16 protein-coding genes are annotated in these 12,643 nt (G+C 71.9%); 2 read left to right on the plus strand and 14 right to left on the minus strand.

The window, feature by feature from the left end:
* From ACTMS0_RS02945 to paaA, 12 genes are all read right to left on the minus strand, one after another.
* A complete protein-coding gene (locus tag ACTMS0_RS02945; protein ID WP_155329297.1) occupies positions 1 to 366 on the minus strand; it encodes an NADH-quinone oxidoreductase subunit A in 366 nt (121 codons plus the stop codon).
* A gap of 130 nt (positions 367 to 496) precedes the next feature.
* Positions 497 to 1,771, minus strand: a complete 1,275-nt coding sequence (locus ACTMS0_RS02950; protein ID WP_441153508.1) for a geranylgeranyl reductase family protein — start codon at positions 1,769 to 1,771, stop codon at positions 497 to 499.
* Between the two features lie 116 nt (positions 1,772 to 1,887).
* A complete protein-coding gene (locus tag ACTMS0_RS02955) occupies positions 1,888 to 2,112 on the minus strand; it encodes a hypothetical protein (RefSeq protein WP_441153509.1) in 225 nt (74 codons plus the stop codon).
* Positions 2,113 to 2,175: 63 nt separating this feature from the next.
* Positions 2,176 to 2,886, minus strand: coding sequence for a demethylmenaquinone methyltransferase (locus ACTMS0_RS02960; RefSeq protein ID WP_441153510.1), 711 nt, complete (start codon positions 2,884 to 2,886; stop codon positions 2,176 to 2,178).
* Positions 2,887 to 3,329: 443 nt separating this feature from the next.
* Entirely contained in the window at positions 3,330 to 4,520 is a 1,191-nt protein-coding gene (gene mqnC, locus ACTMS0_RS02965) for a cyclic dehypoxanthinyl futalosine synthase (protein ID WP_441153511.1), read from the minus strand.
* 75 nt (positions 4,521 to 4,595) lie between these two features.
* The gene (locus ACTMS0_RS02970) at positions 4,596 to 5,006 is read right to left on the minus strand and encodes a type II toxin-antitoxin system VapC family toxin (protein WP_441153512.1); all 411 of its coding nucleotides are present in this window, start codon (positions 5,004 to 5,006) and stop codon (positions 4,596 to 4,598) included.
* Positions 5,003 to 5,281: a type II toxin-antitoxin system Phd/YefM family antitoxin gene (locus ACTMS0_RS02975; RefSeq protein WP_441153513.1), complete on the minus strand. Its 279-nt coding sequence runs from the start codon at positions 5,279 to 5,281 to the stop codon at positions 5,003 to 5,005. Before ACTMS0_RS02975 ends, ACTMS0_RS02970 begins: the two co-directional genes overlap by 4 nt.
* A 31-nt stretch (positions 5,282 to 5,312) precedes the next feature.
* Positions 5,313 to 6,419: a 1,2-phenylacetyl-CoA epoxidase subunit PaaE gene (gene paaE / locus ACTMS0_RS02980; RefSeq protein WP_441153514.1), complete on the minus strand. Its 1,107-nt coding sequence runs from the start codon at positions 6,417 to 6,419 to the stop codon at positions 5,313 to 5,315.
* Positions 6,416 to 6,889, minus strand: coding sequence for a 1,2-phenylacetyl-CoA epoxidase subunit PaaD (gene paaD / locus ACTMS0_RS02985; protein ID WP_441153515.1), 474 nt, complete (start codon positions 6,887 to 6,889; stop codon positions 6,416 to 6,418). The genes paaE and paaD overlap by 4 nt, the downstream gene beginning before the upstream one ends.
* Positions 6,889 to 7,614 carry a 1,2-phenylacetyl-CoA epoxidase subunit PaaC gene (gene paaC, locus ACTMS0_RS02990; protein ID WP_441153516.1) on the minus strand — a complete coding sequence of 242 codons (726 nt, stop codon included), beginning with the start codon at positions 7,612 to 7,614 and terminating at the stop codon, positions 6,889 to 6,891. Before paaC ends, paaD begins: the two co-directional genes overlap by 1 nt.
* A 236-nt stretch (positions 7,615 to 7,850) precedes the next feature.
* Positions 7,851 to 8,138, minus strand: a complete 288-nt coding sequence (gene paaB, locus ACTMS0_RS02995; protein ID WP_441153517.1) for a 1,2-phenylacetyl-CoA epoxidase subunit PaaB — start codon at positions 8,136 to 8,138, stop codon at positions 7,851 to 7,853.
* A complete protein-coding gene (gene paaA / locus ACTMS0_RS03000; protein ID WP_441153518.1) occupies positions 8,135 to 9,187 on the minus strand; it encodes a 1,2-phenylacetyl-CoA epoxidase subunit PaaA in 1,053 nt (350 codons plus the stop codon). The genes paaB and paaA overlap by 4 nt, the downstream gene beginning before the upstream one ends.
* A 349-nt stretch (positions 9,188 to 9,536) precedes the next feature.
* Between paaA and ACTMS0_RS03005 the strand changes: the two genes are divergently transcribed.
* Positions 9,537 to 10,493, plus strand: a complete 957-nt coding sequence (locus tag ACTMS0_RS03005; protein ID WP_441153519.1) for a hypothetical protein — start codon at positions 9,537 to 9,539, stop codon at positions 10,491 to 10,493.
* On the plus strand, positions 10,493 to 11,428 hold the full coding sequence (locus tag ACTMS0_RS03010) for a hypothetical protein (RefSeq protein ID WP_441153520.1): 936 nt from the start codon (positions 10,493 to 10,495) through the stop codon (positions 11,426 to 11,428). The genes ACTMS0_RS03005 and ACTMS0_RS03010 overlap by 1 nt, the downstream gene beginning before the upstream one ends.
* Before the next feature lie 12 nt (positions 11,429 to 11,440).
* On the opposite strand, the gene ACTMS0_RS03015 is transcribed toward ACTMS0_RS03010, so the two are convergent.
* A complete protein-coding gene (locus ACTMS0_RS03015) occupies positions 11,441 to 12,292 on the minus strand; it encodes a menaquinone biosynthetic enzyme MqnA/MqnD family protein (RefSeq protein ID WP_441153521.1) in 852 nt (283 codons plus the stop codon).
* On the minus strand, positions 12,244 to 12,633 hold the full coding sequence (locus tag ACTMS0_RS03020) for a hypothetical protein (protein ID WP_441153522.1): 390 nt from the start codon (positions 12,631 to 12,633) through the stop codon (positions 12,244 to 12,246). The genes ACTMS0_RS03015 and ACTMS0_RS03020 overlap by 49 nt, the downstream gene beginning before the upstream one ends.
* Between the last annotated feature and the right edge of the window lie 10 nt (positions 12,634 to 12,643).

A 12,643-nucleotide genomic window follows, 5' to 3' on the forward strand; every position in this document is an offset into this window, starting at 1 on the left:
TCAGTCCCAGTCCAGGCCGCCGCGCCGCCACACGTAGGCGTACGCGACGAAGACCGCGACGATGAACAGGACCATCTCCACGAAGCCGAAGATCGGCAGGGCGTCGAACGAGACCGCCCAGGGGTAGAGGAAGATGATCTCGATGTCGAAGACGATGAAGAGCATCGCCGTCAGATAGAACTTGATCGGGAACCGGCCGCCGCCGACCGGCTGCGGGCTGGGCTCGATGCCGCACTCGTACGCCTCGAGCTTGGCCTTGTTGTAGCGGCGAGGGCCGGCGAGGCGGGCGGCCGCCACGGAGAACAGGGCGAACCCCGCGGCGAGGGCGAACAGCCCGATGATCGGTACGTAAGGCGAGAGCGACATCGTTTCTCCTGCTCGTCCTTCCCTGCCCTCGGTGCTTGAGGAAAATCACACTATTCACGTCCCTCGCCGGGCGTTCCGGCGGGGGGTCGATCTTTGTCCGCCCGGGGACGTCACCGGCCCCGGGCACCCGCTACACGGCCGGTGCGGCCTTCGACATCGCGTTGATGACCCGGTCCATCGCGTCCCCGCCCCGGGGGTCGGTCAGGTTGGCCAGCAGCTTGAGCACGAAGCGCATCAGCGTCGGGTGCGGCATGCCGTACTTCGTGGCGGCCCGCATGACCTCCGGGCGGCCGATCAGCTTCACGAAGACACCGCCGAGCCGGTAGTAGCCGCCGAACCGCGCCTTCAGCTCCGTCGGGTACGCCATCAGCGCCCGCTCGCGCTCCGCGCCGGCCGGGCGGGCGAGGGCCTGCACCGCGATCTCCGCGGCCAGCTCACCCGACTCCATCGCGTACGCGATGCCCTCGCCGTTGAACGGGTTGACCATGCCGCCGGAGTCGCCGACGAGCAGCACTCCCCGGGTGTAGTGCGGCACCCGGTTGAAGCCCATCGGCAGCGCCGCGCCGAGGATCGGCCCCTCGGCGTTCGTCTCGTCGGTCATCCCCCACTCCTCGGGGGTGTTGGCGAGCCAGTCGGTGAGCAGCCGGCGGTAGTTCGTCTTCCCGAAGGCCGACGACGAGTTGAGGACGCCGAGGCCGACGTTGACCCGGCCGTCGCCCAGCCCGAAGATCCAGCCGTAGCCGGGCAGCAGGGCGTCGCTGCCCTTGCTGCGCAGCTCGAGCCAGGACTCGAGGTAGTCGTCGTCGTGCTTCGCCTCGCAGCGGTAGTAGCGGCGGACGGCCACGCCGATCGGCCGGTCCTCCCGCTTGGCCAGCCCGAGGGCGAGCGGGAGGCGGCCGGAGACGCCGTCCGCCGCGACCACCAGCGGCGCGCGGAACGTGGCGGGCTCCTTCTCGGGGCCGACCTCCGCTTCGACACCGACCACCCGGCCGTCGCCGTCGAGCACCGGGCCGATGACGTTCACGCTGGTGCGCAGCTTCGCGCCGGCGGCGACGGCCCGCTGGGCGAGCAGTTCGTCGAAGTCCAGCCGGGTGCGCACCAGGCCGTAGTTGGGGAAGCTGGCCAGGTCGGGCCAGTCCAGTTCGAGCCGGACGCCGCCGCCGATCACCCGCAGGCCCCGGTTGCGCAGCCAGCCGGCCTCGGTCGAGGTGTCCACACCCATGCGGATCAGCTGGCGCACCGCGCGCGGGGTCAGCCCGTCACCGCAGACCTTCTCCCGAGGGAACTCGGTCTTCTCCAGCAGCAGCACCCGTACGCCGTGCCGAGCCAGGTGGTACGCGGTCGCCGACCCACCGGGACCGGCGCCCACGACGATCACCTCGGCGTCGTTCTCCACCGTGGTCATCCGCGCCTCCTCCCGCGTGCTCGTGAAATGCTTCACAAGCCAGACGGTGTGGAGTCTATGACCGGAGTTACACCGGCGCCTGGTGAGGGGTACCTAACTTGCCGGAAACAGGCCGCTCAGCGCGGGGCCGGAGCGGTGTCGAGGCCGGCCTCGGCGCGGATCGTGGCGGGCAGGTGCTCCCGCAGCGCGCCGCCGGCCGCCCGGTCCAGCGCGGCCAGCACCTCGGCCACCACCTGACGCACGTCACCGGGATCCGCCCCGGCCAGTTCCTTGAGCTGGGCGATGAGTTCGGCGGCGTCGTCGTCGGTGGTGGTGGCGTCCGCCCGGTCGGGTCCCGTCATGGGGGAGAGCGTACGGGGCAAAATGGACTATATCCGAATATTCACGAAAAACTGGTTTGTCGCTCAGTTCCGGACCGCGCGGTGCAGCGCCACGACGCCGCCGGTCAGGTTGCGCCAGGCCACCCGGCCCCAGCCGGCCGCCCCCATCCGCGCCGCCAGCGCCGCCTGATCCGGCCAGGCCCGGATCGACTCCGCGAGGTAGACGTACGCGTCGGGGTTGCTGGAGACCGCACGTGCCACCACCGGCAGCGACCGCATGAGGTACGACAGGTAGACCGTCCGGAAGGCGGGGTTCACCGGCGTGCTGAACTCGCAGACCACCAGCCGGCCACCCGGCTTCGTGACCCGGGCCAGCTCGCGCAGCGCCGCGTCGGTGTCGTTGACGTTGCGCAGCGCGAAGGAGATGGTCACCGCGTCGAAGCTGGCGTCGGCGAAGGGCAGCCGCAGCGCGTCACCGGCCAGCAGCGGCACACCCGGGCGGGTGCGCTTGCCGGCGTGCAGCATGCCGAGGGAGAGGTCGGCGCCGACCGCGTACGCCCCCGAGTGGGCCAGTTCCTCGGTCGAGACGCCGGTGCCGGCGCCCACGTCGAGCACCCGCTCGCCCGGCCGCAGGTCGAGCGCGGCCCGGGTCGCGCGCCGCCAGGACCGGTCCTGCCCGAAGGAGAGGACGGTGTTGGTCAGGTCGTAGCGGGCGGCCACACCGTCGAACATCGCGGCGACCTCGTGCGGCTGCTTGTCCAGGCTGGCGCGCTGGCCCTGGGGGGTACGGCTCACCCCTCCACTCTGCCACCCCGCCCCCGCAGAGGTCACGACGGGCGTTGCGGTGGGCCAGGAACCGGGCCGTCCGGCACGGACAGTGGGGGCGGGATGGTCACCCATCCCGCCCCCACTGCCGTGCGTTATGTGAACGACCCTCGCGGGTCGATGGAGGACACTCCGCGGTCTCCGGGCCGCGCCCGCCGATCCGTGCGGCCAGGCCATCACACCATTCCTGACCTGGGCCGTCAGGGCTTTCGCCGATCCGCGCGGCGACCCGCCCGCACGTTAGCGGCCGGCGATCTCCGTCGCCAGCCCCCGACCGCGCCACCCGGTGCCCGTATCGACCCGAGATGCCCCTTATGTAGGCAGATCCGACCGCGGTACGCGGCGACGGCATCGACAAAGGACCCGTTCGAAGGAGACGCGGCTCGTCCCGTCGACCGACCCCGATCGACCGCTCAGCGGGCGTCGACCAGCGGCAGGGCGTTGCCCGCGCCGCCACCCGGCAGGGCGATCGAGGAGAAGTGCGAGACCACGCGCTCGTCGGTCGGGTCGTCGGCCGGCGTCCAGTGCACGGCGAGGCGGTTGTAGAGGGTGTCCCGCTGGGCGGGGATCCGGTCGGCGGAGCGGATCATGCCGATCAGCTCGTGCAGGTTGGAACGGTGCCGCGCGCCGGCGGAGGAGATGACGTTCTCCTCCAGCATGATCGAGCCGAGGTCGTCCACGCCCATGTGCAGGGCGAGCTGCCCGACGTCCTTGCCGGTGGTGAGCCAGGACGCTTGGAGGTGCGGCACGGTCTCGAAGAAGAGCCGCGCCACCGCGACCAGCCGCAGGTACTCCAGGGCGGTCGCCTGCGTGCGGCCCTTCAGGTGGTTGTTCTCCGGCTGGTACGTCCACGGGATGAACGCCCGGAAGCCACGCGTCCGGTCCTGCACCTCGCGGATCATCCGCAGGTGCTCGATCCGCTCGGCGGCGGTCTCGCCGGTGCCCATCATCATCGTCGCGGTCGACTCGACGCCCTGCCGGTGTGCCAGCTCCATGACCTCGAGCCAGCGCTCGCCGGACTCCTTCAGCGGGGCGATCGCCTTGCGGGGCCGCTCGGGCAGCATCTCCGCGCCGGCACCGGCGATCGAGTCCAGCCCGGCGGCCTTGATCCGGGCGATGGCCTCGTCCAGGCTGACGCCGGAGACCTTCGCCATGTGCAGGATCTCGCTGGGGCCGATCGAGTGGATGGCGAGCTGCGGGTACGCCTGCTTCACCGAGGAGAACAGCTCCTCGTAGTACTCGACGCCGTAGTCCGGGTGGTGCCCGCCCTGGAGCATGACCTGGGTGGCGCCCAGCTCGACCGCCTCGCCGCAGCGGCGCAGGATCTCCTCGGTGGGGTGCGTCCACCCCTCCTTGTGCTTCGGCGCCCGGTAGAAGGCGCAGAACTTGCACGCCGTGACGCACACGTTCGTGTAGTTGATGTTGCGGTCGATCAGGTACGTGACGATGTTGTCCGGGTACCGCCGCCGGCGTACCGCGTCCGCCGCCTCGCCGAGCGCGTGGAAGGGCGCGTCGGTGTAGAGCAGCAGCGCCTCCTCGGGCGTGATCCGCCCGCCGTCGGCGCCGCGCTGCAGGATGTCGTCGATCTCCCGGCTCACCGTCACGCCCCCGAGCCTACGTCCCCCGGCGGAATGCCGGCACGCCGCTCCACCCGAGGTGACGCGCACCCCAGACCGGCTTCAGTTCATGCCGGGACTCGCCACCGGCAGCCCGACACCCTTGGCCGCGTCCAGCAGCCGGCGGTCGTAGGTGACGAAGGCGGCGAACTCCGTGCCGGCCTGCCGGGCCAGGATCTCCGCCGTGGCGAGATGAATCGCGTCAAGGCTGCGCAGCAGGGGTTCGGGGTACGCGCCGGCAGCCGCTCGGACGGTGGCGTCGACCTCCACCCGGTACAGCCGCGACAGGACAGTGGGGACGCCGACCAGTGCCTGCGGCGCGCCCCGGCGGAGGGCCCGCGGCACCTCCACCTCCACCAGAGCGGACGACACCAGTGACGTCGTGGTGCGATCGTTGAGCCAGGCGACGAGTTCCTCGGTCTCCTGTTCCCGGCGAAGGAGCTTGATGACCGCCGCCGAGTCCAGGTAGATCACCAGCGCTCCTCTTCACGCGATGCGGCCAAAACGGCCGCGACGTCGACGGTGGGATCTCCCAGCACCGGAGGCAGGGGCAGCGGCCCGGAGGCGGTAGGGGCCGTCGCTCGCCCCTCCGCCACCAATCGCCCGAGCAGGGCGTCGCCGCCCGCGACGGGCACGAGGCGGGCGATCGGCTCGCCCCGATCGGTCACCTCGACCGTCTCGCCGGCACGCACCCGCGCCAGCACCCTGCTCGTGTGCTGGTTCAACTCCCGGATGGCGATCTGCTCCACGAGCCGAGTGTAGAACGAAACGTTCTACGAGTCACGCGTCGTAGTCGACCGTCAGGCGATCCGTGGTGGGGCTGGACTGGCAGGTCAGGACGTAGCCCGCCGAGACCTCGTCGGGCTCCAGGGCGTAGTTGCGGGCCATCGTGACCTCGCCGTCGACGACCTTCGCCTTGCAGGTCGAGCAGACGCCGCCCTTGCACGCGTACGGCAGCTCGCCGCGTACCTTCAGCGCCGCGTCCAGCACCCGCTCGTCGCGACCCATCGTGAAGGTCGAGGAACGGCCGTCCAGCACGATCGTCACCTCGGCGCCGGCGCCGGGCTCGTCACCCGGGCGCCGCACCGGCTCCGGCGGCGCGTCGACGTGGAACAGCTCCGTGCGCACCGCCGACGCCGGCACGCCCCGCGCGGTGAGCACCTCGCGGGCGTCGACCACCATCCCGTACGGCCCGCAGAGGAACCACTCGTCGATCGTGTCGCCCGGCACGATGGTGTCGAGCAGCCGGCCCAGCCGGTCCGCGTCGATCCGCCCGGACAGCAGCGGTGACTCGCCCTGTTCGCGGGAGAGCACGTGCACCAGGTGCAGCCGCGCGGGGTACCGGTCCTTCAGGTCCGCCAGCTCCTCGGCGAACATCACCGTGTTCGCCGTGCGGTTGCCGTACACGAGGGTGAAGGTGCTGCCCGGCTCGACAGCCAGGGCCGTCGCGACAAGCGAGAGCACCGGGGTGATGCCGGACCCGGCGACCACCGCGCCGTAGTGGCGCACCCGGTCCGGCACGAACGCCGTGGTGAAGTGGCCGAGCGGCGGCAGCACCTCCACGGTGTCGCCGCCGCGCAGGGCGCCGCAGGCGTACGCGGAGAAGGCGCCGCCCGGGATCTCCCGGACGCCGATCCGCAGCCGGCCGTGCCGGGCCAGCTCGTCCGGGGTGGAGCAGATCGAGTACGACCGCCGCACGTCCTCCCCGTCGGCGGTGCGACGGACGGTGAGGTGCTGGCCGGCGGCGAACGCGAAGGTCTCGCGCAGCTCCTCCGGCACGGCGAAGGTGACCGCGACCGAGTCGGCGGTGAGCCGGTCGACGGCGGCCACGGGGAGCGGGTGGAAGACCGGCCGGCGGCGGACCGGCCGGGTGATGGTGACAGTCACAGTGCCTTCAGGTGGTCGAAGGGTTCGGAGCAGGACCGGCAGCGCCAGAGCGCCTTGCACGCGGTGGAGCCGAAGCGGCTGACCTGCTCGGTCTCCGGTGACCCGCAGCGCGGGCAGCGGACGGCGAGGCTCAGCGGCACCGCGCCCTCGCGCCGGGCCGGGCCGGGCGGGGCGATGCCGGCGGCGGCGAGCTTGGCCCGCCCATCCGCCGAGATCCAGTCGGTGCTCCACGCCGGGGCGTAGACCGTGCGGACCTCCACGTCGGGGTGCCCGGCGGCGGCCAGGGCCCGGCGGATGTCGGCGCGGATGACGTCCATCGCCGGGCAGCCGGTGTAGGTGGGGGTGATGGTGACGACCACCCGGCCGGTGGCCGGGTCCTCGTCGACCGACCGCAGGATGCCCAGCTCGTCGATGGTGACGACCCGGATCTCCGGGTCCACCACCGCCGCCACGGCTTCCCTCGGACTCATCACCAGCTGGCTCCCGGGTGGGCGCGGTGCAGCACCTGCATCTCGGCGAGCAGGTACGACAGGTGCTCGGTGTGCACGCCGTCCCGGCCGCCGGCCGGCGCCCAGGTGTTCTCCGGGAGCGTCAGCGTCGCCTCGTCGATCACCGCCGTCACGGTCGCGTCGAAGTCGGCCCGCAGGGTGGCCGGGTCGACCGGCGCGGCCGGGTCCGGGGTGAACAGCTCGTGCGTGTACGGCCAGACCTCGTGGACCGCCGCCTGCATCCGCCGGTGGGACTCCTCGGTGCCGTCGCCGAGCCGGCGCACCCACAGCGAGGCGTGGTCGAGGTGGTACGCCGACTCCTTACGGGCCTTCGCCCCGATCGCGGCCAGCCGCTCGTCGGCGCACCCGGTCAGCGCCGTGTAGAGCGGCAGCTGGTACGCCGACAGGAAGAGCAGCTTCGCCATGGTCACCGCGAAGTCGCCGTTGGGCAGCTCGACGAGGAGGCAGTTGCGGAACTCGCGGTCGTCGCGCAGGTACGCCAGCGCGTCCTCGTCCCGCCCGGCGCCCTCCAGCTCGCCCGCGTACGTCAGCAGCAGGCGGGCGGCGCCGAGCTGGTCGAGGGCGATGTTGGCGAGCGCGATGTCCTCCTCCATCTCCGGCGCGCGGGTGGACCACTCGGCGAGCCGCTGCGCCGCGATCAGCGCGTCGTCGCCGAGGCGGAGGGTGAAGTCGAACGGACCGCTCACGCCGCCACCTCGCTCCGCTCGGCGGCGGCGCGACGCGCCCCGCTGCTGAGCCGAATGGTTCGCTCGCTGCGCTCGCTCACGCCGCCACCTCGCTCCGCTCGGCGGCGGCGCGACGCGCCCCGCTGCTGAGCCGAATGGTTCGCTCGCTGCGCTCGCTCACGCCGCCACCTCGCTCCGCTCGGCGGCGGCGCGACGCGCCCCGCTGCTGAGCCGAATGGTTCGCTCGCTGCGCTCGCTCACAGGTGCGCCACCCCGTCCGGTACCTCGTAGAAGGTGGGGTGGCGGTAGACCTTGTCGGCCGCCGGGTCGAAGAAGGCGTCCTTCTCGTCGGGGCTGGACGCGGTGATGGCGCTCGCCGGCACCACCCAGATCGACACCCCCTCCTGGCGACGGGTGTAGAGGTCCCGGGCGTTGCGCAGGGCCAGCTCCGCGTCGGGCGCGTGCAGGCTGCCGACGTGGGTGTGCGACAGCCCGCGCCGGGCCCGGACGAAGACCTCCCACAACGGGGTGTGTTCCGTGGTCACGCGGCCACCTTCTCCTTGTGCTTGGCCGCGTACGCCGCGGCGGCCTCGCGGACCCAGGCGCCCTCGGCGTGGGCCCGGCGTCGGTGCTCCATCCGCTGCCGGTTGCACGGGCCCTCGCCCTTGATCACGCGCATCAGCTCGTCGTAGTCGGGCTGCGTGTAGTCGTACGCCTGCCGCTCGTCGTTCCAGCGCAGGTCCGGGTCGGGGATGGTCAGGCCGAGCACCTCGGCCTGCTGCACGCACATGCCGACGAATCGCTGGCGCAGCTCGTCGTTCGAGAAGCGCTTGATCTTCCAGGCCATCGACTGCGCCGAGTGGGTGGAGTCGGAGTCCGGCGGGCCGAACATGGCGAGGGACGGGTACCACCACCGGTCCACCGCGTCCTGGGCCATCGCCTTCTGGGAAGGGGTGCCGTGGGCGAGGGTGTGCAGGATCTCGTACCCCTGCCGCTGGTGGAACGACTCCTCCTTGCAGACGCGGATCATCGCCCGCGCGTACGGCCCGTACGAGCAGCGGCACAGCGGCACCTGGTTGACGATCGCCGCGCCGTCCACCAGCCACCCGATCGCGCCCACGTCGGCCCAGGTGAGGGTCGGGTAGTTGAAGATCGAGCTGTACTTCTGCCGGCCGCTCAGCAGCAGGTCGACCAGCTCGTCCCGGCTGACGCCCAGGGTCTCCGCGGCGGCGTAGAGGTAGAGGCCGTGCCCGGCCTCGTCCTGCACCTTCGCGAGCAGGATCGCCTTGCGCTTGAGCGAGGGCGCCCGGCTGATCCAGTTGCCCTCGGGCTGCATTCCGATGATCTCGGAGTGGGCGTGCTGGGCGATCTGCCGGATCAGGGTCTTCCGGTACGCCTCCGGCATCCAGTCCCGCGGCTCGATCTTCTGGTCGACGTCGATGACCTCGGCGAAGTAGGCCGCCAGGTCCTCGCCGGTGGTGACGCCGCGCCGCCCCCGCTCGGCGGCCTCCCGCAGCGCCGCCTCAGCCGCCTCGACCTCGTCGAGGAGACCGCCGCCGGGGGCGTCGTCGGCGGGGAAGTCATTGCCATACATGCCTCAAGTGTTACAGCTTGCCACTGAAAACTCTAGGGGGTGTAACAGGGTTCCGAGAGGTCTCGCCCTACCCAGCGGATACGATTCGTAACGCCGCGAGACGTGAGTTGAGTCACGGCAAAAAGATGAATCCCCCCACAAGACGCATACCGTCCGGATATCCCGCCTTCATGGCAAGTTGCCAGGTGTCAGATCTCGGCGGGTCGTGGATCCGGACGTAGACTTCCCCCGGCACAGCGATCGGTTCCCGACGATCAACACGGGAGGCCGCACCCCCGGCCTCGGCGACCCGATCCGTCCGGACAACGCAGCCGGCCCCCCGGCCCTGACATCTGGAGCTCACCCACTCATGCGATCCCGCGTGACACTGGTGCTCGCCGTCGTGGCAGTCCTCCTCGGTGGCGCCCTGCTCGTCCCCGCCGCGTACGCCCGGCTCTCCGACGGCGACGGCGGCGGCGCGGGCGGCGGTGCCGGGAGCGTCGCGGCGCCCGCCCCCACCACGCCGCCACCGCCGACCCTGGCGGCCGCGCCGGTGTCCGTGGCCTTCAAGGGTGAGTTCTTCTCCTGGGCCCTGATGGACCGCGAGACCGGCAAGATCTCCGGCGCGAAGAACATGACCGCCACCAACTCGACCGAGTCGATGATCAAGGCGTGGTTCGCCGCGGACTACCTCAAGCGGCTCGGCGACAAGCCTCTCCCGGCGGCGATGAAGAAGCACATCACCACCGCCATCCGGGACAGCAACGACGACGCGGCGAACGCGCTCTACGCGGCGATCGGGAAGTCGGCCACCATCAAGCGAATGGTCAGCACGTGCGGGCTCACCGACACCGGGCCGGGCACCGTGCCGGGTTACGTCGGCTGGTGGAGCTTCACCCGGATGTCGCCCCGCGACGCCGTCCGACTCGGTGACTGCATCGGCGACGGCAAGGCCGCCGGGCCGAAGTGGACCAGTTACCTGCTCGACGAGATGAGCAAGGTGCGCGGCACCACCGCCGCCAAGGACCAGAAGACCCGCTCCGGCGGTGGCCGGTGGGGCATCATCGACGGCCTGCCCGAGTCGATCACCAGCCAGGGGCCGGTCAGCATGAAGAACGGGTGGACGGCGCTCAACTACGACGGCAACTGGCACGTCAACTGCCTCGCCCTGACGGACCGGTGGAGCCTCGCCGTCATGCTGCGCTACCCGCAGAAGAGCGGGCTCGACTACGGTGCGCAGGTCTGCGCGAGCGTCACCGCCCAACTCGTCACCCCGCAGCCCGGCGCCGCTCTCAAGGTGCCGCAGCAGCCGGCCGGGAAGCTCTGATGGCCCGCCGGCGCCGCACGAAGCGCGGCGGCACACCGGCCGGCCGGATCATCCTGATCGCGGCCATCCTGATCGGGCTCGTGGTGGTGTCGCTGCGCCTGCTTCCCGGCTCGCCGCTGCAGTCCCAGGCCGCCGCGCGGTGGGGCGAGCCGACACCGGCGGACCGCGCCACCAGTGCGCCGACCGATCGCCGGGACCGGCCCTCGCCGTCGCCCAGCCCGTCCCTGGAGCCACTCCCCTTCGCGGCGACGGACCTCGACGACCTCGGCATCGAGGGCTGGTACTCCTGGAGCGTGCTGGACCGGCGCACCGGCGAGATCATCGGCTCGGACAACATGGACGAGACCAGCACCACCGCGTCGCTGATCAAGTCCTGGATCGTGGCCGACTTCCTGCGTCGCACGGCCGACGCCGGCAGGACGCCGACCGACGCGAAGCTCGCCGACGCCACGAAGATCATCCGGGATAGCGACAACACGCGAACGCAGCAGTTCTACACCAGCCTCGGCGGCTCCGCCTCGATCAAGCGGCTGCTCTCCACCTGCAAGCTGACCGACAGCAGCGTCGCCAGCGACGGCGGCTGGAGCCGGACCAACCTCTCGCCCCGCGACATCGCCCGCCTCGGCCAGTGCATCGCCGACGGCCGCGCCGCCGGCCCCAAGTGGACGGAGTGGCTGCTCGACGAGATGCGGCTGGTCCGCGGCGCGGGCGACTTCGGCATCCGCAAGGCGTTCCCGGCGGCCGAGCGCAGGACCATCGCGATCAAGAACGGCTGGGTCGACCGCACCCGCGAGCAGGAGAACCACGTCAACTGCCTCGCGATCGGCGACACCTGGACGATGGGCGTGATGCTGCGCTACCCGATCGAGAAGGGCTACGAGTACGGCATGCAGAACTGCCAGAAGATCACTGCGGCCCTCCTGATCCGCCCGTAGCGGAGCCGCGCCTCAGCCCGTGAAGAAGGCCGGGCCGGGGGCGGGGAGCTCGGGGACGGCGCCGCTGGCGGCGGCGCGACGGGCGAACTCGCGGAGACCGGCCACCTGCCGGTCACCCAGGCTGAAGTCGAGGGCGCGGAAGTAGTTGGCCAGAGTCGCCGCGTCGAAGGGCTCCCAGCGGGCACCGGCCTCGGCGACCTGGTCCAGCTCGGCAAGGCAGAGGTCCCGGGACCGCAGGAAAGCCTCGTGGACCTCCTTCACCAGGCCCGGATGGGCCGCGGCGAAGTCCCGGCGTACCGCCCAGACGGCGAAGACCATCGGCAGCCCGGTCCAGTCGCGCCAGGCCTGCCCCAGGTCGGTGACCGTGAGGCCACGGCGGGGCGCCTCGTAGAGGGCGCGCAGCGCCACGTCCCCGATCAGCACACCCGCGTCCGCCTCCAGCAGCATCTGGGTCAGGTCCGGCGGGCAGCGGAAGTACTCGGGGTCCACCCCGTACTGCTCGGCCAGCAGCAGCTGCGCCAGCAGCACGCCGGTCCGCGACGTCGAGCCGAGCGCGACCCGACCGTGGTCGAGGTCGGCCAGCGGCCGGGTGGAGACGATGTTGACCGACAGCACCGGGCCGTCGCTGCCCACCGCGAGGTCGGGCAGGAGCAGCAGCTCGTCGGCGTGCCGCAGGTACTCCACCAGCGTGATCGGGCCGATGTCCAGGTCACCGGCGACCAGGGCGGCGCTCAGCCGGTCCGGCGAGTCCTTGTGCAGGTCGACGTCGATCAGGGCGCCGGACCGCATCAACCCCCAGTAGATCGGCAGGCAGTTCAGGAACTGGATGTGCCCGACCCGGGGGCGCGCGACGTGCTCGACCATGCCCCGACCGTATCCCCCGCCGCCGGGGCCGGCGCGGCGGGCGGGGTGGGAGTGGCCAAGACCGCAGCCAACGGCCGCCGGGCGGTGCTCCCGCCGGCGTCGGGAACCGGCGCGGCGCTCCCGCCGGCCCGGTCGCGCCGGACCGCTCGGGCGACGACCGGTACGAACAACGCCACGACCAGCAGGCCCGCCAGCCCGAGACCGACGATCAGCGGACGTGGCGGCACCACCGCCAGGAGTGCGCCACCGATCAGGTAGCCCGCCATCGAACCGCCCTGCACCCACATGATCCCGCCGCCCGGGCCAGCCGGACCAATCACCTCGGCGAGCGGCGTCGCCACCGGTCGCCGC

The sequence above is a fragment of the Micromonospora sp. H33 genome (assembly GCF_052068455.1).
In the GTDB taxonomy this organism is placed as follows: Bacteria; Actinomycetota; Actinomycetes; order Mycobacteriales; family Micromonosporaceae; genus Micromonospora.

Coding starts and splice junctions, on each gene's coding strand:
- ACTMS0_RS03010 (WP_441153520.1), top strand. CDS start 10,493: ATGGCCCGCCGGCGCCGCACGAAGCGCGGCGGCACACCGGCCGGCCGG.
- ACTMS0_RS02955 (WP_441153509.1), bottom strand. CDS start 2,112: ATGACGGGACCCGACCGGGCGGACGCCACCACCACCGACGACGACGCC.
- ACTMS0_RS03005 (WP_441153519.1), top strand. CDS start 9,537: ATGCGATCCCGCGTGACACTGGTGCTCGCCGTCGTGGCAGTCCTCCTC.
- paaD (WP_441153515.1), bottom strand. CDS start 6,889: ATGAGTCCGAGGGAAGCCGTGGCGGCGGTGGTGGACCCGGAGATCCGG.
- ACTMS0_RS02945 (WP_155329297.1), bottom strand. CDS start 366: ATGTCGCTCTCGCCTTACGTACCGATCATCGGGCTGTTCGCCCTCGCC.
- ACTMS0_RS03015 (WP_441153521.1), bottom strand. CDS start 12,292: ATGGTCGAGCACGTCGCGCGCCCCCGGGTCGGGCACATCCAGTTCCTG.
- ACTMS0_RS02950 (WP_441153508.1), bottom strand. CDS start 1,771: ATGACCACGGTGGAGAACGACGCCGAGGTGATCGTCGTGGGCGCCGGT.
- paaA (WP_441153518.1), bottom strand. CDS start 9,187: ATGTATGGCAATGACTTCCCCGCCGACGACGCCCCCGGCGGCGGTCTC.